The organism is Pseudomonas sp. B3G-3 (genome assembly GCF_028640915.1).
In the GTDB taxonomy this organism is placed as follows: Bacteria; Pseudomonadota; Gammaproteobacteria; order Pseudomonadales; family Pseudomonadaceae; genus Aquipseudomonas; species Aquipseudomonas chlororaphis_I.
This window is the reverse complement of record NZ_JAQZAB010000117.1, coordinates 39,688-57,345: the sequence shown is the minus strand read 5'-3', so window position 1 is coordinate 57,345 and position 17,658 is coordinate 39,688. Positions and strand designations below refer to the sequence as shown.

Annotated in this window: 17 protein-coding genes; 8 read left to right on the top strand and 9 right to left on the bottom strand. The window is 63.8% G+C overall.

Going from position 1 to position 17,658, the window contains the following annotated elements; translation table 11 throughout:
- Window positions 1-82: 82 nt before the first annotated feature.
- Window positions 83-973 carry a LysR family transcriptional regulator gene (locus tag PVZ80_RS22310; RefSeq protein ID WP_009048382.1) on the bottom strand — a complete coding sequence of 297 codons (891 nt, stop codon included), beginning with the start codon at window positions 971-973 and terminating at the stop codon, window positions 83-85.
- A 168-nt stretch (window positions 974-1,141) separates the two neighbouring features.
- On the opposite strand from PVZ80_RS22310, the gene PVZ80_RS22305 reads away from it, so the two are divergent.
- The 4 genes from PVZ80_RS22305 to PVZ80_RS22290 all read left to right on the top strand — a co-directional run bounded on the left by PVZ80_RS22305 (window position 1,142) and on the right by PVZ80_RS22290 (window position 6,372).
- Window positions 1,142-2,218, top strand: coding sequence for a 4-oxalomesaconate tautomerase (locus tag PVZ80_RS22305; protein WP_009048383.1), 1,077 nt, complete (start codon window positions 1,142-1,144; stop codon window positions 2,216-2,218).
- A 45-nt stretch (window positions 2,219-2,263) separates the two neighbouring features.
- Complete coding sequence (dctA, locus tag PVZ80_RS22300) at window positions 2,264-3,586, top strand: C4-dicarboxylate transporter DctA (protein ID WP_016702814.1); 1,323 nt, start codon at window positions 2,264-2,266, stop codon at window positions 3,584-3,586.
- A 127-nt stretch (window positions 3,587-3,713) separates the two neighbouring features.
- A complete protein-coding gene (locus tag PVZ80_RS22295) occupies window positions 3,714-5,018 on the top strand; it encodes a CitMHS family transporter (RefSeq protein ID WP_273864567.1) in 1,305 nt (434 codons plus the stop codon).
- A 100-nt stretch (window positions 5,019-5,118) separates the two neighbouring features.
- Window positions 5,119-6,372 carry an OprD family porin gene (locus tag PVZ80_RS22290; protein ID WP_041986781.1) on the top strand — a complete coding sequence of 418 codons (1,254 nt, stop codon included), beginning with the start codon at window positions 5,119-5,121 and terminating at the stop codon, window positions 6,370-6,372.
- Between the two features lie 52 nt (window positions 6,373-6,424).
- Here the strand turns inward: PVZ80_RS22290 and PVZ80_RS22285 are convergent, their stop codons facing one another.
- Together PVZ80_RS22285 and PVZ80_RS22280 are read right to left on the bottom strand one after the other, a co-directional pair.
- A complete protein-coding gene (locus PVZ80_RS22285; protein WP_273864566.1) occupies window positions 6,425-8,377 on the bottom strand; it encodes a M48 family metallopeptidase in 1,953 nt (650 codons plus the stop codon).
- Window positions 8,378-8,401: 24 nt separating this feature from the next.
- On the bottom strand, window positions 8,402-8,998 hold the full coding sequence (locus tag PVZ80_RS22280) for a LemA family protein (RefSeq protein ID WP_009048388.1): 597 nt from the start codon (window positions 8,996-8,998) through the stop codon (window positions 8,402-8,404).
- 280 nt (window positions 8,999-9,278) lie between these two features.
- On the opposite strand from PVZ80_RS22280, the gene PVZ80_RS22275 reads away from it, so the two are divergent.
- Window positions 9,279-10,922, top strand: coding sequence for an ABC1 kinase family protein (locus PVZ80_RS22275; protein WP_273864565.1), 1,644 nt, complete (start codon window positions 9,279-9,281; stop codon window positions 10,920-10,922).
- 91 nt (window positions 10,923-11,013) lie between these two features.
- On the opposite strand, the gene PVZ80_RS22270 is transcribed toward PVZ80_RS22275, so the two are convergent.
- The 3 genes from PVZ80_RS22270 to PVZ80_RS22260 form a co-directional block, all read right to left on the bottom strand.
- On the bottom strand, window positions 11,014-11,265 hold the full coding sequence (locus PVZ80_RS22270; RefSeq protein ID WP_016702807.1) for a bacteriocin immunity protein: 252 nt from the start codon (window positions 11,263-11,265) through the stop codon (window positions 11,014-11,016).
- Window positions 11,266-11,386: 121 nt separating this feature from the next.
- Window positions 11,387-11,743: a DUF6572 domain-containing protein gene (locus PVZ80_RS22265; protein WP_009048391.1), complete on the bottom strand. Its 357-nt coding sequence runs from the start codon at window positions 11,741-11,743 to the stop codon at window positions 11,387-11,389.
- 18 nt (window positions 11,744-11,761) lie between these two features.
- Entirely contained in the window at window positions 11,762-12,955 is a 1,194-nt protein-coding gene (locus tag PVZ80_RS22260) for an S-type pyocin domain-containing protein (RefSeq protein WP_273864564.1), read from the bottom strand.
- Between the two features lie 270 nt (window positions 12,956-13,225).
- Here PVZ80_RS22260 and PVZ80_RS22255 point away from each other — a divergent pair, with 270 nt between their 5' ends.
- From PVZ80_RS22255 to dmeF, 3 genes are all read left to right on the top strand, one after another.
- Window positions 13,226-13,564: an FKBP-type peptidyl-prolyl cis-trans isomerase gene (locus tag PVZ80_RS22255; RefSeq protein WP_273864563.1), complete on the top strand. Its 339-nt coding sequence runs from the start codon at window positions 13,226-13,228 to the stop codon at window positions 13,562-13,564.
- 238 nt (window positions 13,565-13,802) lie between these two features.
- Entirely contained in the window at window positions 13,803-14,075 is a 273-nt protein-coding gene (locus tag PVZ80_RS22250; protein ID WP_009048394.1) for a metal/formaldehyde-sensitive transcriptional repressor, read from the top strand.
- A 14-nt stretch (window positions 14,076-14,089) separates the two neighbouring features.
- Window positions 14,090-15,046, top strand: coding sequence for a CDF family Co(II)/Ni(II) efflux transporter DmeF (gene dmeF / locus PVZ80_RS22245; protein WP_135006428.1), 957 nt, complete (start codon window positions 14,090-14,092; stop codon window positions 15,044-15,046).
- Window positions 15,047-15,048: 2 nt separating this feature from the next.
- Here the strand turns inward: dmeF and PVZ80_RS22240 are convergent, their stop codons facing one another.
- The 3 genes from PVZ80_RS22240 to PVZ80_RS22230 all read right to left on the bottom strand — a co-directional run bounded on the left by PVZ80_RS22240 (window position 15,049) and on the right by PVZ80_RS22230 (window position 17,604).
- Window positions 15,049-16,023, bottom strand: a complete 975-nt coding sequence (locus tag PVZ80_RS22240) for an alpha/beta fold hydrolase (protein WP_103331057.1) — start codon at window positions 16,021-16,023, stop codon at window positions 15,049-15,051.
- A gap of 91 nt (window positions 16,024-16,114) precedes the next feature.
- On the bottom strand, window positions 16,115-16,462 hold the full coding sequence (locus PVZ80_RS22235) for an antibiotic biosynthesis monooxygenase family protein (protein ID WP_273864562.1): 348 nt from the start codon (window positions 16,460-16,462) through the stop codon (window positions 16,115-16,117).
- Window positions 16,462-17,604 (bottom strand): cytochrome P450, encoded by a 1,143-nt coding sequence (locus PVZ80_RS22230; protein WP_273864561.1) that lies wholly within the window; start codon window positions 17,602-17,604, stop codon window positions 16,462-16,464. The genes PVZ80_RS22235 and PVZ80_RS22230 overlap by 1 nt, the downstream gene beginning before the upstream one ends.
- Window positions 17,605-17,658 lie beyond the last annotated feature (54 nt).

Below are 17,658 nucleotides of genomic sequence, written 5' to 3'. Positions count from 1 at the left end.
ATGGCCGATACGCCGCAGGTTGTCAGGCGCAGGTTTCAGGTGTTCGTGCTCTTCCACGCCAGCTTGCCTGCGCCACGAACCGTCAATGCGGCCACTGCTCAAGCAGGATCGACACGAACTTTTCCGCGGCGGGCGACAGCGAGGCGCCGCGCCGGTAGACCAGGCCCAGGGTGCGGTTGACCACCGGTTCGCTCAACGGAATGCTCACCAGGGTCGGGTGGTCGGCTGCGGGCATGGCCAGGCTGGGCATGGCCGACACGCCGAGCCCGGCCTCGACCATGCCCAGCGAGGTGGACAGGTGTTGCACCTCGTAGAACCACTGGGGACGCCAGCTCAGGCCGGACAGGGCGTGGTCCAGCAGCATGCGGTTGCCGCTCAGGCGGCCGACGCCGATCAGCCGGTAATCACTGAGTTCCGACCAGGTGACTGAGGTCTTTTTCGCCAGCTCATGGTCACGCCGGCACGCCAGTACAAAAGGCTCGTTGACCAGGGGCACGAACTCGATGTCCGGGTGCTGGCCGCTCATCATGTTGATACCGAAGTCCGCCTCGCCGCGCAGCACCGCTTCCAGCCCTTCATTGGCGCTGAGGTCGAGCAGGCGGATGCGGATTTTCGGATAGCGCTCGTTATAAAGGCGGATCACCGACGGCAGGAAGTAGAAGGCCGCGGTGGGAATGCAGGCCAGGGTCACCTGGCCGATCTGCCGTTCCGCCAGTTCGCGGATATTGAGGATCGAGTCGTCGAAGTCATCCAGCAGGCGCCGGGCCTTGGGCAGGAAATCCCGGCCGACGCTGGTCAGGCTGACCTTGCGCGTGGTGCGGTCGAGCAGGGCGGTGCCCAGGCCTTCCTCCAGCTTCTTGATCCGGCGGCTCAGGGCCGGTTGGGACAAGTGCAGGGCATCGGCGGCTTCATGGAAACTGCCGAGTTCGGCGATTTTCACGAAGGATCTTATGTCCTGGAGCTCATATTCCATGTTTTTCGTCTCAGGCGAGGGCAGGAAGGCAGGCGCTGCCACTTTAGAATTTTCATGTGTGAAACGCAATAATCGCTACGATCTTTGCATTGGAAACATCGTTCGTTCCCTGACACTCTTGTGCCCAGAACATCAATTAACCCGATTGATTAACAAGAGTCTATGTCCATGCAACGAATTCCTTGTGTGCTCATGCGCGGCGGTACCTCCAAGGGACCGGTGTTTCTCGCCTGGGATCTGCCGGTGTCCATCGAGCAGCGCGATGAGCTGCTGCTCGACCTGATGGGCTCGGGGCATGAGCTGGAAATCGACGGCATTGGCGGTGGCAGTCCGCAGACCAGCAAGGTCGCGATCGTCAGCCCGTCGCTGCACCCCGAGGCCGATGTCGACTACCTGTTCGTGCAGGTGATGGTGTCCCAGCGCCGGGTCGATACGGCGCCCAACTGCGGCAACATGCTGTGCGCGGTCGGCCCCTTCGCCGTCGAGCAAGGCCTGGTCAAGGCCACTGGCGAGCAGACCCAGGTGCGGATCCGCAATCTCAATACCGGCACCTTCGTCCACTCCCTGGTGCAGACGCCGGCGGGCAAGGTCAGCTACGAAGGCGATACCGCCATCGATGGCGTGCCCGGCACCGCCGCTCCTGTGCAACTGACGTTCCTCGACGCCGCGGGCAGCAAGACCGGCAAACTCTTTCCCACCGGGAACACCCTGGACCTGATCGATGGCGTACCGGTGACTTGCATCGACATGGCCATGCCGATGCTGATCGTCGAGGCAGGGCAATTGGGCAAGCGCGGCGATGAGTCTCCCGCCGAGCTGGACGCCGACAAAGCCTTTCTGGAGCGGCTGGAGTCCTTGCGCTTGCAGGCCGGCCTGGCCATGGGACTGGGCGACGTCAGTGACAAGGTGATTCCCAAACCGGTGTTGGTTTCCCCGGCCAAGGCGGGCGGAACCTTGCAGGTGCGCTATTTCATGCCCCACAGTTGCCATCGCGCGCTGGCTATCACCGGGTCCATCGGCCTGGCCACCGCCTGTGTCAGCGCGGGCAGTGTCGCCGCCGAACTGCTGGGCGGAGCCACGCAACTGAAGCAAGTGCGCCTGGAGCACCCCAGTGGCGGGATCGATGTCGTATTGTCCTACACCGGCAACCAGGGAGAGACCATTCGCGCCTCGGTGGTGCGCACCGCGCGAAGGCTGTTCTCCGGTTTCGTCTACGCCCCGGCGTCACAACGCCTGGCCGGATAGTCCTGCACCGCAGTGACAGTCGTTCGCATCAGAACAATTCTAAAAATGGGTGATGCCATGAAAGTCGTTAAATCGCTCTACTTCCAGATCATCTGTGCCGTGCTGCTGGGCGTGGTGGTCGGGCACTTCTGGGCCCAGCAGGCCATTGCCCTCAAGCCTCTGGGCGATGCCTTCATCAGGCTGGTCAAGATGATGATCGCGCCGGTGGTGTTCTGCACCATCGTCACCGGGATCGCCGGGATGAACGACAAGCGCTCCCTGGGGCGCCTCCTGAGCAAGACCTTGCTGCTGTTCCTGGCGTTGACGGTGATCAGCCTGATCATCGGCCTGGTGGCGGTCTACCTGTTCAAGCCCGGCGCGGGGATGAACATCGACCCCACCCAGCTGAGTACCCAGGGCCTGTCGCAGTACACCGAGTCGGCGGCCAAGCTGGGTGTGGTGGAGTTTTTCATGCACATCATCCCCGAGACCTTTATCGGCGCCTTCAACAAGGGTGAGGTGCTGCCGGTCTTGTTCATCGCAGTGCTCTGCGGCTTTGCCCTGTCGTCCCTGGGCGAGCGCGGCAAGCCGGTGCTGGATGTGCTGGAAGCCGCCTCGCACATGGTGTTCAAGATCTTCTCCTACCTGATGCGCTTTGCCCCGATCGGAGCGTTCGGCGCGCTGGCCTTCACGGTCGGCCAGTACGGCATTACCTCCCTGGGCGCCCTGGCCAAGCTGATCATGACCCTCTACATCGCCTGTGGATTCTTCGTCTTCGTGGTGCTGGGCGGCCTTTGTCGCGCCCACGGGTTCAGCCTGTGGAAGCTGTTGCGCTACCTGCGTGAAGAATTCCTGGTGGTGCTGGGTACCTCGTCCACCGAGCCGGTGATGCCACGCATGCTGGAAAAGCTCCAGGCGCTGGGTTGCAAGAAAGGCGTGGTAGGCCTGGTACTGCCCACCGGCTACTCGTTCAACCTCGACGGCACGGCCATCTACCTGTCGCTGGCGGCGATTTTCATTGCCCAGGCCTGCAACATCGACTTGAGCCTGGGGCAGGTGCTGACGATGCTGGCGATCATGCTGCTGTCGTCCAAGGGCGCGGCGGGTGTCACCGGCAGCGGCTTCGTCGCGCTGGCCTCGACCCTGACGGTAATCCACGACATCCCCTTGGCGGGGCTGGCGCTGTTGATCGGCATCGATCGCTTCATGTCCGAGGCCCGGGCGCTCACCAGCCTGGCCAGCAATGCCGTGGCCACGGTCGTGATCTCGCTGTCGGAAAACGCCTGCGAACGCCAGGTGCTGCTGCAGGCCCTGGATGGCCAGGCGGCGAATAATACCCAGGCCAGTGACGAAGCCTGGGAGCCGGTGCAGACCGGCAAACACCTCTAGCCGTTCGCGGCGCCCTCACAACACCGTTCGACCCGGTTGCAACCCTCGCCAGGCTCCGCCTGGCGGGTAAGGGGGCCGTGCGCCTGGGCGTCGGCCATGCTTGTCCATAACAACAAGAGAATCCCACATGCTTGCATTACTCGGCCTGGCCATGGTGGTCGTGTTCACGTTCCTGATCATGACCAAGCGCTTGTCCCCGATCGTTGCCCTGACCCTGGTGCCGATCGTCTTCGCGGTGCTCGGCGGATTTGCCGGCAGCACCGGAAAAATGATGCTCGACGGCCTGAAAATGGTCGCCCCCTCCGCGGCACTGCTGCTGTTTGCGATTCTGTTCTTCGGCCTGATGATCGACGCGGGCCTGTTCGACCCGCTGATTCGCAAGATCCTCAAGCGGGTCAACGGCGACCCGGTGAAGATCGCCGTCGGCACCGCGTTGCTGTCGCTGCTGGTGGCCCTGGACGGTGACGGCACCACCACCTACATGATCACCTGCGCGGCGATGCTGCCGCTGTACAAGCGCATCGGCATGAACCCGATGATCCTTGCCACCATCGCCATGCTCTCCCTGAGCATCATGAGCGGCATGACCCCCTGGGGCGGTCCGGCCACCCGGGCCATTGCCGCCCTCGGGCTGGATGCCGGCGAGTACTTCGTGCCGTTGCTGCCGACCATGATCGGCGGTGCGGCCTGGGTGGTGTTCAGCGCCTTTCTGCTGGGCCGCGCCGAGCGCAAGCGCATCGGCAACACTCAACTGCAGAGCGGTGGAGGCAACTGCTACATCAAGGCCATAGTCGAGGACACACCCTGCAAGCGACCGAAGCTGGCCTACGTCAACCTGATGCTGGTGGTGGCGGTGATGGTGGCGCTGGTGATGGGGCTGATGCATTCGGCGATCCTGTTCCTGATCGGCTTCGTGCTGGCGCTGATGATCAACTACCCGCAGCTGGAGCTGCAGAAAGAGCGGATCCTCGCCCATTCGGGCAATGCCATGACGGTGGTGCTGCTGGTGTTCGCCGCTGGCATCTTTGCCGGGATCTTCTCCGGAACCAAGATGGTCGATGCCCTGGCACAGACCCTGGTGGAGTGGATCCCGCCGTCGTGGGGGCACCTGTTCCCGCTGGTGGTGGCCATCACCAGCATGCCGCTGACCTTCGTGCTGTCCAACGATGCCTACTACTTCGGCGTGGTGCCGATCCTCGCCAATGCCGCGGCGGCCTATGGCATCGATCCGCTGGAAATCGCCCGGGCCTCGATCCTCGGCCAGCCGGTGCACCTGATGAGCCCGCTGGTGGCCTCGACCCTGCTGTTGGTGGGCATGGTCGATCGCGACATCGGCGACTTCCAGAGAGCCACCGTCAAATGGGCGGTGCTGACCTCCCTGGTGATTACCGCCCTGGCCCTGCTGACCGGCGCGCTGACCCTGTTTTCCTGAGCCCGTTCTCCTGGGCCATCCCTGAACCACCAAGGGTTCCCCGGCGCGCCACGGGCGTGGCGCGCGCAACACCTCGAATAACAACAATGAGTAGTCCGATATGACCCTTTCGATCACCCGTGGGGCGTTGCTGCCCCTGGCCGCGCTGTTGCCGCTGACAACCGTTGGCGCGGCAGGTTTCGGCGACGACAGCACGCTCAAGCTGCAACTGCGCAATGTCTATTTCAATGAGAACTTCCGTGACGAGCATGGCCTGAGTGCCCGGGCGGCACGCACGGCCAAGAGCGAGCGCACGGAGTGGGCCCAGGGCCTGCTGCTGGATTTCCAGTCGGGTTTCACCCCCGGCACCCTCGGCCTGGGCGTCGACGGGCTGGCCCTGGTCGGGGTCAAGCTCGACTCGGGACGGGGCCGCAGCGGTACCGGCTTGTTGCCGGTGCATGACGACGGTCGCGCCGCCGACGAGTTCGCCAGTGCCGGTGTCACGGCCAAGGCCAGGCTGGCCGGGACCACGCTCAAGTACGGCACCTTGCTACCCAGGAACCCGGTGCTGATCTACAACGACGCGCGCCTGCTGCCGCAGACCTACCAGGGCACGCAGCTCACCAGCAGCGACATCGACAACCTGACGCTCACCGCTGGCCGGCTGGATCGCTTCAAGCTGCGCGATTCCAGCGACAGCGTGCCGATCGTTGCGGACGGTTATGCCGGCGACAAGTCCGGGGACTTCACCTATGCCGGGGGCGACTACAAGCTCGGCAAGAACCTGCGTTTGAGCTACTTCTACGGCGAGCTCGAGAACTTCTACCGGCAGCACTTCGCCGGTATCCAGCACGACCTGAAGCTGGGCGCCGGCGTACTGACCAGTGACTTGCGTTACTTCCACAGCAGCGACAGCGGTTCGGCCTACGGCGGCAACATCGACAACGATATGCTCAGCGGCCTGCTGTCCTATGCCATTGCCGGCCATACCCTGGGCGGCGGCTACCAGGTGCTCAACGGGGATGCCGGGTTGCCTTACATCAGCGGCGCCACGGTGTACTCATTCAGCAACGTGGGCATTGGCAAGTTCATCGAGGAAGACGAGAAAACCTGGATGCTCAGCTACGGCTACAACTTCGCCGCGCTCGGGGTGCCGGGGCTGGCGTTTTCCACCCGCTACCTGAGCGGCAGCGACGGCCGCTCGAACACCGCGATCAAGGAATGGGAGCGCGATGCCGAACTGGCCTATGTGGTGCAGCAAGGCCGCTTCAAGGGGCTGGGGGTGAAGCTGCGCAACTACGTGTACCGTTCCGAATTCGCCCGGGGACGCGACAGCAACCGCCTCTATTTCACCTACGAGATCGCGCTCTGGTAAGGATGGCGGTGCCTGCCCAGGCTGGCGCTGGGCAGGCATGCTTGACCGGTACTCAGAGCGTGGCGGTCTGGGGGGCGCTGGCAGATGCCGGGGAAGACACGGGTTCGGCGACTGCCGAGGACAGCAGCGGTGGCATCGGGCAATCCAGCACATCGGCCACGGCACGCATCAGCTCGGCTTCGGCCACGGTGACCTGGCCGTCGTAGCAGACGCAACGGGCCATGGCCTGCAGCAGCGTCGGCCGTTCCTCGGGCATCAGCTGGCGCAGGCGCACCAGGGCGGCATCCAGGTGTTCGAGGTCGACCTCCGCCGGTTGCGGCTGGGCGAAGGGCAGGCCGGTCCAGGCATGGGCCAGGGCCAGCTGGGCCTGCTGCGCGGTCTTTTGCCCGGCGCTGGCCAGGGCGCCGAGCAGGATCGCCAGTTCTTCGCTGCGCTGGAACAGCCCCCATTTGTATTCGGGCGCCGGCAGGCCTTCGACATTGCGCTGCACGATGCGCAGCAGCGTCCACTCCAGCAGCTCGACCTGGTCGTCGGCGTCGATCAGTTGTCGCAGGTTGTCCATGAACGGCTTGCAGGCTTTCTTGTCCAGCTGCTGCAGGGCCGGAATCGACAGGTCGAGCAGCGGCAGGCGCAGGTTCGGGTCGAGGGCCGCCAGCTGTTTTTGCAGGGCTTGCAGGCAACCGAAGACCTCGGTGGGGCTGTTGGCCTCCAGCTGCGCGAGTTGCCGGCGGCGTATCGAATCGTTGGCGGACAGCAGCAGGCCATAGACCAGCGCCTGGGCGCCGGTGGTGCTGTGGGCGCTGCGCTGGAGCGCCGGGTCGAGGCTGACCAGCGCCGCTTGTGCCGCCAGCAGATGTTGCGCGTTCGGGCTGCCGATGCTGGCAATCGACTGCTTGATCGCATTCAGGTCGAAGACCAGGGCGCTGGTCGCTTGCGACTGGCGGCTGAACTCCCCGGAACTGTCCAGGCCGGCGCGGGCGGGCTCGGCCGGCAGTTCGACGGCTTCGACGGTGGGCAAGCGGCCGTCCCAGCCGGGTTCCAGGCGGCGGATCCGCGCCGAGAGGGGCGGATGGGTCGCGGACTGGCCGTAGACGGAGAGGGTGGCCCCTTCACTGAAATACAAGTGGCTGTATTCGGAGCTGAAAGCGCTGTCGAGTTTCGAGCTGGCGGCATAACCGCCGATTTTTTTCAGCGCGCCGACCAGGCCGGCCGGGTTGCGGGTGAACTGCACCGCCGAGGCATCGGCGAGGAACTCGCGCTCGCGGCTGATGGCGCCCTTGATCATATTGCCGAAAAAGGTCCCGACCGAGCCCAGCAGGATCAGCGCCAGGCCACTCCACATCGCCAGCCCGCCGACCCGATTCTGTGCCAGCCGGCCGGCCTGGTTGACCCCGTTGGCCATTGCCTCGCCGGTCAAGCCGATAACCAGGATGCCGTGGACAATCGCCACCAGCCGGGTGTTGAGGCGCATGTCGCCGTTGTAGATATGGCTGAACTCATGGGCGATCACCGCCTGCAGTTCCTCACGGTTGAACACCATGATGGCGCCGCGGGTGACCCCGATCACCGCTTCCTGTGGGGTAAAGCCGGCGGCGAATGCATTGATCCCGGCATCGGGCAGCACGTACACCTGCGGTACCGGCGTGCCCGAGGCCAGGGCCATTTCCTCGACCACATTGAGCAGCCGTTGTTCTTCCAGGCCGTCCGGGTGCAGGTTGATCAGCCGGCCACCCAGGCGCTTGGCGACCACCTTGCCGCCGGCTTTCAGTTCGGAGTGCTTGCCCATGCTGCTGCCGATCACCACCAGGAACACTACCGCGGCGATCATCGCGGTCAGCTGCCAGTCGAAGCTCGGCGACTGCTTCATCTCCTTGAGAAATTGCAGCCAGAGCAGGTTCAGCGCCAGGCTGGTGACCGTCACCAGGCACAGCACGGCCAGGATCATCAGCAGCACCAGGGTGCCGGTACGCCGTTTGGCCCGGGCCTGGTGTTCAAAAAAATTCATCGGACCATCCATGGTGACAGGGGCTTAGAAGGCGACCTTGGGGGCTTCCTGGATCAGGGCGCTGTCGGCGAATTGCAGCAGGCTGGCGTCGGCGCCATGGCCAAACAGGCCGGCCAGGATCACCGGCGGGAAACTCTGCTTGTAGCTGTTGTAATCCATCACCGTGTCGTTGAAGGCCTGGCGGGCAAAGGACACTTTGTTTTCGGTGCTGGTCAGCTCTTCGCTCAGCTGTTGCATGTTCTGCGACGCCTTGAGGTCCGGGTAGGCCTCCATGCTCAGGTTCAGCCGGCCCATGGCGCTGGACAGCGCGCCTTCGGCCTGGCCCAACTGGGCCATGTGCTGCGGGTTGCCGGGCTCGGCCGCGACAGCCTTGAGACCCGCCAGCGCGGCGTTGCGCGCCGCGGTCACGGCTTCGAGGGTGTCGCGCTCGTGCTTGAGGTAAGCCTTGGCGGTTTCCACCAGGTTGGGGATCAGGTCGTAACGGCGCTTGAGCTGGACTTCGATCTGCGCGAAGGCGTTCTTGAAGCGGTTCCGGCGGGCCACCAGGCCGTTGTAGACGGTGATGACGTAGACCACCAGCAGGGCCAGAACGAGCAGAACCACAATAGTTGAAACAGCCATACGGATGTCCTTATCGGCGTGCGGATTTCAGGGGGGCGCCATGGTAACCGAATTTATCGCGGGCGCCGCCATGGGCAACCGCCGGCATGCGGTCTTCGGCAGCACCTCGGACGAGGAGGCGCGTGCAATCGGCGCTGCCGCGTTCTGAATGATTGCCGCTCGTTGTGGTCGGACCTTGCAGGGTGCGTTGTCGGTGCCGGAGTCCCCGGCAGGCGCGCCACCCAACCTTGAGCCCGCCGGCCACGCCGCGGGCGTCACCTTGTGAAGGATCATCCCGACCATGCTCGAACCCACCTGGACGGCACTCAAACACCATAAGCGGGTGCATCAGATAGTCGCCGTGCTCGCGGCCTTCGGTGCCCAGGACGTGCTACTGCGCCTGGGCCTGGGGCGCCTGCTGGGCGAGTCGCAAGCCGGTACTGAAACGCAGCCGCAGGACTCGACGCCGCAACGGGTGCGCCTGGCCCTGGAAAAACTCGGGCCGACCTTTATCAAGCTCGGGCAGATCCTCGCCAGCCGCAGCGATATCCTGCCGCCGCACTGGATCAGCGAACTGGAGTCGTTGCACAGCAGCGCCGCGACCTTGCCCTGGAGCGAGCTGGAGGACCAGGTACGCGACGACCTGGGCTGCGAGCTGGCCCAGGTGTTCGCCGAGTTCGACACCGAGCCCCTGGCCGCGGCCTCCATCGCCCAGGTTTATCGCGCGCGCCTGCTCAGCGGCGAGGCGGTGGTGGTCAAGGTGCAGCGCCCCGGCCTGCGGCGCAAGATGAGCGCCGACCTGCAACTGCTGGAAGGCGTGGCGATGCTGGTGGAAGAGAACGTCGCCCTGGCCCATTACCAGCCGCGGCAGATGGTCCGGCAATTGGCCCGGGCCATGCTCGAAGAACTGGACTTCACCCAGGAAGGCCAGCACTGCGACACCGTGGCGGCGAATTTCGCCGAGCATCCGCAGATCGCCATTCCGCGTATCCACTGGCAGCACAGCAGCGAGCGCCTGCTGGTCCAGGAATTCCTCCCCAGCCATACACCACTGGAACGCCAGGCCCTGATCGAGCAAGGCCTGGACCCGAGCCTGCTGGCGCAGCGCGGGGCCCAGGCCTTTATCAAGATGCTGCTGGAAGACGGCCTGTTCCACGGCGACCCGCACCCCGGCAACCTGCGGGCCATGGACGACAACCGCGTCGGCTTTATCGACTTCGGCATGGTCGGGCGCCTCGACGAGCGCCGGCGCCTGGAGGTCATGGGCTTTATGCGGGCCATGACCGAGGGCAGTACCGAAGCGCTGGTGGCGGTGCTGATCGACTGGAGCGGCGAGCAGGTGCGCGACCTGTCCGCCATCGAACAGGCTGCGCGGGAATTCATGGGCCGGCACGGCGGCAAGGCGCTGAACATGAGTGCGATGATCGAGGACTTCCTCGGCCTGATGCGCGCATACCAACTGTTGCTGCCGGCTGACCTGCTGGTGCTGTTCAAGGCGCTGATCACCGCCGATGGCGTGCTCACCCGTCTCGATCCTCAGTTGGACCTGGTGGCCACCGCGCGCCCGGCCATCAGCCAGATGCTCAAGCAGCAGTTCAGCTGGAAACTCGCCCGCCGCCTGGGCCTCGACGGCCTGGAGCTGGGCCGCGGCGTCGCCGTCGAACTGCCACAGTTGACCCGTCTGCTGATCAACCGCCTGAAACACGGCATGGTCGACCTGCGCCTCGACATGCCGGGCGTCGAGCGCCTGGAAAAATCCCTGCGCCTGGCCTCGACCCGCGTGTCCCTGGCCCTGCTGATCAGCGCACTGCTGATCGCCTTCGGCCCACAGATCGCCGCGGCCGGACCGGCCTGGCAGGGGCTGTCGGTGGTGGGCTGGCTGGCGGGAGTGGCGACTGTGGGTGGGTTGCTGGCGTTTGTCTGGAGTTTGTTCAAGCGGTCTTGAGGGGGGAGGTTGAGCGTGGGGATCATGTCCGGTGCTGCACATTCCAGATGTGCCTGAGTTCCTCCTTGGTGTTTGCGTTCAGCACCTTTGATCAGATCTTGAAACCCGGTAGGCCCTTGTCACGGCAATAGCTGCTGACAGTCCGCGTTACGCCATCGGCTGAATCGTCTTCCCCAGCCTCTGGATAGAACATTAAATCGTTCCCTGCTGGATGGGGAACGATCTTGTTGAAGTGATCGACAAGCTCGGCTCGCTCTTCCTCAGTTCGTGCATTTTCAATCGCTTGGATCAGGGCCTTGAATTCCTGTTCGGTGTAGTAAGCCAAATGGCTCTTCAATTCCATTACTCAACTCCCCCTATGAGAGCCCACATTGAATGGGCTTTTCTTTTTCTGTCAGTTCTTGATCCCTGTAGCCAGAGCTTTGGCGCCTTGCCCTCTCCCCTAAGCTGGAGCGCATCGCCGGTCACTCGTTGTCTGTCACATCGTCTTGTTTAAGCACGAACTCTAGGCCAATGCCTACTTCCTTTAACACCTCGGTAGCGCGATCAACAAGGAGTTCACCTTGCTCTGAAAGCTCATACTTCCCGATGATGCGGATGATGGGGGACTTACCAAGGGCGCCGGGAATCTCGGTGTAGATGTCGCCGCTTTCGATGAAAGCGATGTACGCATTCAGCTTTTCTTGAAGCGCAAGAAGGTGCTCGCCCTGTTCGGTTTTGTCAGCCCACCCAAGATGGTCTGTGATCCCGAGAACTATTTTGTTGTGATCCCATTTTGGGATTCCCCACATGTCGATGACTTCGGTATCTGTAACTGACATAGCTGTTCCTTGATTGCGTTAGTCTATTTTCGGTCGCAAGATTTGTACTCGGGTTGGCGGTATAACCGTTCCTCCGGGGAAGCCAGGTTTACCTTTACCAACAATGACTCCGCCGCTCTCTTCGATTTCCGGGAACGCCAGCTTTTGATTGCGTGTAAGTGGTGCTGTGTCGGAGGCTTTGCATTCGACGCACGCAATGTCTCCGTTCGCGTCCCTGCCAATCATATCGAGACGAGTTCTGGTGCCGCTCTTTGTTTTCAGCGTTACCTGTTGAGTTGACTCGTCCATTTCTTCGGCAAATGGAGGGTAAGCCTTATCTTCAAAAGCAGCGCCAGCCGTCTTGTTCTTCTCCAACTGTGTACTGAGCACAATGTAGATTGGCTCAATCCCCGAGTCAGGGAACCAGATAATTGCATCTCGGAATTCAGGTGGATGTGCGGGGTTCGCCAACACCGTGTCAGATTGTGCTGTAGGTGGATACACCCAAACAGGTGGCAACTGTGACGCGCCTTCCAGTGCAGGAATACCCAGTACACCGTCACCGCTTGCCGCTGGTGTCCAAGTGAGGCCGATCCCGTTGCCAATGTCGGCGATAAACTTCTCACCGTCTTTCCTGCCCTCAATGACTGGGACATTTTCCCAATCCGTCTTGCCGCCCGTGTAGAAGCCATAGGCGTTAACGGAGCCATCCGGCAAGGTCTTCACATTGACACGAACACGTGTGCGGCCTGTCTTGAGCATTGCGTACTGCTCATTCTTATAGAAGGCACTGTCAGGCGAAATGCTGGTGTTTGGAATCAGCAACGCAACAGTGCCCACTACAGCGCCAGTAGCAACAACACCTGACCCTTCCAGCAATGTGAGAGCCAATGATCCGCCAAGACGTTTGGCAATGGCGCTGCCAGTGGCAGAGCCGCCCACCAATTGGAGAGAGGAACCTTGCGCTGTGATTGCCGTCCCGGTAGCTAATACAGCCCATAGCCCGTAATCAGCTAGCTTCTCAACAGGCACAAATCCGGCCGGATTCTTGTGATCGATCACACCGTCAGGCAGGTTGCAGCTTTTGGCAAAGACACAACCCATGGTGGCGGGTTTGTCTTCTGCCTTTGGCGGCAGGTCCTTGTATTCCGCCCAGCGCTGGGCGCCAAGATCGACGGGCTCTACACCCTTGTTGCGATAGCCCTTCGGGGCGTTCGGTACGTAGCCACTCATCCGTGTTCGCGTCCACATTGTCCATAAAGAAAGCCCCCGTCAGAGGGGAGCGAAGAGCATTTGCAGTTGGCTTAGGGACGCTAGTGGATGCGGCTATGGAAGGTCTGTAGGGACAATCTGAAAAATGGTGGCTGGGCCAGGAGGCATCGATAATGTGCCCTGCCTCAGCCCCTTCCAGGAGCATGCCTGACAAGTCGCGAGGCCGAAAATTTGCTATTTTCCGCACCCTCGGCCGCCACTGTCGGCTGCCGCCAAGCAGAGAGTGAGTGGATGAGCGACCAGTTACAGGTGATCGATATCGAAGTGGGCGAGGGCAAGGCGGTGGTCAAGGGTGCCTTGATCACCACCCAGTACCGCGGTTTCCTGGAAGACGGCACGCCCTTCGATTCGTCCTGGGAGCGTGGCAAGCCGTTCCAGTGCGTGATCGGCACCGGGCGGGTGATCAAGGGCTGGGACCAGGGCCTGATGGGCATGCAGGTCGGCGGCAAGCGCAAGCTCTTGGTGCCGGCGCACCTGGGCTACGGCGAGCGCTCGATGGGCAAGATCCCGCCGAATTCCGATCTGGTGTTCGAGATCGAGTTGCTGGAAGTCCTGACTCGCGACGACTGATTTCGCTTATTGGCCAGATCAGGGCTCTGCCTGATCGGGCCGCGTTACCCGGGCTGGGCGTGGGCTCGAACAGAATCGCCACGCCCTTGCTCCCTAGATCTCCCTTGAAATCGTGCTTCCGTGCTTTCGCCAGGCGGGGCCAGGTTGTGGCTGGTTGAAACGCAGCGGGCTTTGGCCTCTTGCGTCTGTTCCAGTCATCGGCCAGGATGGGTGCCATATAGGTATAGGGGGTATAGGTATGTCGCACACGCACGCACAGAAAGACGATCTGCTCAAACGGGTCCGGCGCATTCTTGGCCAGGTGCAGGCCGTGGAGCGGGCCCTGGAGTCCGGCGCGGAGTGCGCCAAGACCCTGCATCTGGTGGCGGCCACCCGCGGTGCGATCAACGGCCTGATGGGGGAAATCATCGAGGCCCACGCCCTGGAGCATGTGGCTCACCCTGAGCTCAGTGATGAAGAGCGGGCCAAGGGCGTGAACGAATTGCTCGAAGCCATTCGCCGTTATTCCTGACCGGAGACCACCCCATGCGCCCCACCTTGCCCTCTGCAGGCTTGACCCACGACCACCACTTCCTCGGTGCCGCCCACGATGAAAACGCCCGACGCACGCTGTGGGTGGTGGCGCTGACCTTCATCATGATGATCGGCGAAATCGCCGCCGGTTATCTCACCGGTTCCATGGCCTTGCTGGCCGACGGCTTCCATATGGCGACCCATGCCGGGGCCCTGGGCATCGCGGCGGCGGCCTATGGTTTCGCCCGGCGCAATGCCGACAATGCGCGCTTCAGTTTCGGCACCGGCAAGGTCGGCGACCTGGCGGGGTTCGCCTCGGCGCTGATCCTCGGCCTGGTGGCCATCGGCATCGCCGGCGAGTCGTTGCTGCGGCTGTTGCAGCCGACCCAGGTGGCGTTCACCGAGGCGACCGTGATCGCCGTGGTCGGGCTGCTGGTGAACATTGTCAGCGCCTTGCTGCTTTCCGGCGGCCATGCCCATCACGGCCATGATCACGCTCATCAGCCTGCTCATGAGCATCCGCATCCGCATTCACACGGGCACGGCCATCACCACGACAACAACCTGCGCTCGGCCTACGTCCATGTGCTGGCCGATGCCCTGACCTCGGTCCTGGCCATCGCCGCCTTGCTGGCGGGGCGTTATCTGGGGTGGGTCTGGCTCGACCCGGTGATGGGTGTGGTTGGCGCGCTGGTCATCGGCCGCTGGGCCTATGGCTTGATGAAGTCCAGCGCGGCGGTGCTGCTCGACACCACGGACGAACACCTGGCCGGCGAGATTCGCCAATCGGTGGAAGCCGCCGGCGATGCGCGCATCACCGACCTGCATGTGTGGCAGGTGGGCCCGCAGGCGCGGGCGGCGATCGTCAGTGTGGTGGCGGCTGCCGGCGTCAGCGCCGAAACCATCCGCCAGCGCCTGGCGCCGGTCCACGAACTGGCGCACCTCACCCTCGAATATCGCAGCCTGTAACGCTAGGCCCCTGTCTGCACGGCAGGCGGGCAGGGGTAGTTTCTCCCAAGAAAATCCAGCAACCGCAGATTGACCTCTGCGGCCTGTTCGCTCTGGATCCAGTGCCCGCAATCCGCCAGCCGATGCTGTTCCAGGCGTGGCACCTTGCCGGGCATGCGCTCCATAGTGCGAGCTTCCAACTGACCCACCGGGTCGCGGTCGCCGATCATGAACAGCGTGGGTTGGCTCACCTGGCGTTCGCCCAGGTGTTCGGTCCGCTGCCAGTTGCGCTCGAAGTTGCGGTACCAGTTCAAGGCGCCGCGAAAACCGCGCCCCGCAAAGGTGCGCCGGTACACCGCAAAGTCCTCCGGCGTGCACCAGACGGGCGGTGCCTGGTGCGGCGGCATGCCGTCGAACAGCAGGGCCGACGGACTCTTCTCATCCAGCAGGTGTTCGCAGTCGTGCATGAAATGCAGCAGGCTGCGGTCGATGTCGGCGTCCAGTTCCCGCTCGGCGACGCCGGGCTCCTGGAAGTACAGGATGTAGTTGAAACGCTCGGCGAACAGCTCGGCCATGATCTCCACGGCCGGGCGCTTGGGGCGGCCGGCGAAAGGCACCGAGAGTGCCACCAGGGCCTTGACCCGCTGCGGTTCCAGCAGCGCCAGGTGCCAGGCGATCACGGCACCCCAGTCGTGACCGACGATGCAGGCCTGCTCCTGGCCCAGGGCATCCATCGCCTGCTGGATATCCGCGCACAGGGTCAGCACGTCATAGGCGGCTGCATCCTCTGGGGCGCTGCTGTCGCCGTAGCCGCGCATCTGCGGGATCAGCACCCGGTAGCCGGCGGCCGTCAATGGCGCGACCTGCCGGCGCCACGAATACCAGCACTCGGGAAAACCGTGCAGCAGCCACACCGGCGGGCCGTCCAGCGGGCCGTCGGCATGCAGGTGCAATTCGATGCCGTTGAGCTTCAGGGCATGTTGGGTGATCTGGCTCATGATGGTGTCCTCCCAAGTCCAGGCCTGACCCTAGCAGAAGCCCGATGACCCTCTGACCACCATTCATTGGTCGAATAGGCGCCCAGCAGTTTTACCCGGCATGGGCCTGGCGGCTGTCCGCCGGGGCCTGGTCGCGCCGGGTCAGCCCGTAGTCGCGCGCCACCTCGGCGACCCGCAGCCGGTAGTCGGCGAACACCTGGGTCCGTCCCAGGGCCTGGGCGGTGCGATGGCGCTCCAGGGTGCGCCAGGCCTCGACCGCCTGCTCGTCGCGCCAGAACGACAGGGACAGCAGCTTGTCCGGCTCGCTCAGGCTCTGGAAACGTTCGATGGAAATGAAGCCGTCGATCTCCAGCAGCAGCGGTTTCAACGCGGCGGCGATATCCAGGTAACGCTGGCGATGTTCCGGGTGCGGCAGGGCTTCGAATATCACGGCGATCATCAGTGCGACTCCGGCAGGGGGGTGAACAGGGGGATGCGCCCGTTGAGCGAGGGCTTGTAGGTCCAGGCGATGGGCTGGTCGAGGGTCGATTGTGGCAGCAGTGCACCGACCACCGCGCTGGCGATGCTCAGGGCCAGGGGCTGGCCGGGGCATTGGTGGCGGCCGTTGCCAAAGCTGAAACTGCGCCGGGCCTCACGTTCGAGCAGCAGGCGATCCGGCTCCGGGTTCAGTTGCGGGTCGCGGTTGGCCGAGGCCAGTAGCACCAGCACTACATCGCCTGGCTTGAGCGTCACCCCGGCGATGCTGCAAGGGGCGGCGACGAAGCGCCGGGAGTTCTGCACCGGCGGGTCGTGACGCTGCACTTCGGCCAGCAGGTCGGCGATCCGGTTGGGCGTCGCCCGCAGGTCCGCGAGTAACTGGCGATTGTTCAGCAGGGCGCAGAGGCTGTTGCCGATCAGCCCGGCGCTGGCCTCGAAGGTCTGGGACAACAGGCCGATCAGGTTGCCGATCAGGCTGTCGTGACCCTGCCTGTCGAAGCCGTTGACGATCCGCTGCAACAGCGGGCTGGCGGGGGCCTGATCGAGCAGGGCCTCGAAGTGTCGGCTCAACGCTTCGGCTGCCCGGTGGGCGGCCTCCCGTTGTGCCTGATTGCTGGCCGGCGACAGGCAGGCGACAAAGTCCCGGGTCAGCCCGGTAATCTCGGGCAACTGGTGCGCGGCAAAGCCCAGCAGCCCGGCGACCACCGCCACCGGCAGGCGGAACTGGCAATCGTGCAGCCTGGCAGTGGTATCCCTTGGCAGGCCCAGCAGCAGGGCGGCGACCCGCTGCTGGATTTCCTCGGCATATACCTGTTGCAGGCCCGGCTCGACCGCGGCCCGCGGGCAACGCTGGCGTTCGCCGTCGTTCATCCGCATCAGTTGGCCGAACACTGTGCCGGCGGCGCCGTCGGCTATGGCCCGGGGCACTGGCTCGTGGGCGGGACGTACCCGGCACTCGGGATGGGCCAGCACCGCGGCCACCGCTGCGGCGCTGCTGGCCAGCCACATCCCCAGCCTGGGGTCGAAGGCCAGCCCATCCCGGACCCGCAGGCTGGCGTAGTAAGGGTAGGGATCGGCGTGGGTGACGGCGGTGATCGGGTCCATGACGGGCGGCCTTATTCGCGGGGGAGAAGTGTTGCTACTATCGGCAACCTGCGA

Bases quoted from the DNA above. Each gene is read 5' to 3' on its own strand.
- PVZ80_RS22310 (WP_009048382.1), bottom strand. From the start codon at position 973: ATGGAATATGAGCTCCAGGACATAAGATCCTTCGTGAAAATCGCCGAA.
- PVZ80_RS22305 (WP_009048383.1), top strand. From the start codon at position 1,142: ATGCAACGAATTCCTTGTGTGCTCATGCGCGGCGGTACCTCCAAGGGA.
- dctA (WP_016702814.1), top strand. From the start codon at position 2,264: ATGGGTGATGCCATGAAAGTCGTTAAATCGCTCTACTTCCAGATCATC.
- PVZ80_RS22295 (WP_273864567.1), top strand. From the start codon at position 3,714: ATGCTTGCATTACTCGGCCTGGCCATGGTGGTCGTGTTCACGTTCCTG.
- PVZ80_RS22290 (WP_041986781.1), top strand. From the start codon at position 5,119: ATGACCCTTTCGATCACCCGTGGGGCGTTGCTGCCCCTGGCCGCGCTG.
- PVZ80_RS22285 (WP_273864566.1), bottom strand. From the start codon at position 8,377: ATGAATTTTTTTGAACACCAGGCCCGGGCCAAACGGCGTACCGGCACC.
- PVZ80_RS22280 (WP_009048388.1), bottom strand. From the start codon at position 8,998: ATGGCTGTTTCAACTATTGTGGTTCTGCTCGTTCTGGCCCTGCTGGTG.
- PVZ80_RS22275 (WP_273864565.1), top strand. From the start codon at position 9,279: ATGCTCGAACCCACCTGGACGGCACTCAAACACCATAAGCGGGTGCAT.
- PVZ80_RS22270 (WP_016702807.1), bottom strand. From the start codon at position 11,265: ATGGAATTGAAGAGCCATTTGGCTTACTACACCGAACAGGAATTCAAG.
- PVZ80_RS22265 (WP_009048391.1), bottom strand. From the start codon at position 11,743: ATGTCAGTTACAGATACCGAAGTCATCGACATGTGGGGAATCCCAAAA.
- PVZ80_RS22260 (WP_273864564.1), bottom strand. From the start codon at position 12,955: ATGAGTGGCTACGTACCGAACGCCCCGAAGGGCTATCGCAACAAGGGT.
- PVZ80_RS22255 (WP_273864563.1), top strand. From the start codon at position 13,226: ATGAGCGACCAGTTACAGGTGATCGATATCGAAGTGGGCGAGGGCAAG.
- PVZ80_RS22250 (WP_009048394.1), top strand. From the start codon at position 13,803: ATGTCGCACACGCACGCACAGAAAGACGATCTGCTCAAACGGGTCCGG.
- dmeF (WP_135006428.1), top strand. From the start codon at position 14,090: ATGCGCCCCACCTTGCCCTCTGCAGGCTTGACCCACGACCACCACTTC.
- PVZ80_RS22240 (WP_103331057.1), bottom strand. From the start codon at position 16,023: ATGAGCCAGATCACCCAACATGCCCTGAAGCTCAACGGCATCGAATTG.
- PVZ80_RS22235 (WP_273864562.1), bottom strand. From the start codon at position 16,462: ATGATCGCCGTGATATTCGAAGCCCTGCCGCACCCGGAACATCGCCAG.
- PVZ80_RS22230 (WP_273864561.1), bottom strand. From the start codon at position 17,604: ATGGACCCGATCACCGCCGTCACCCACGCCGATCCCTACCCTTACTAC.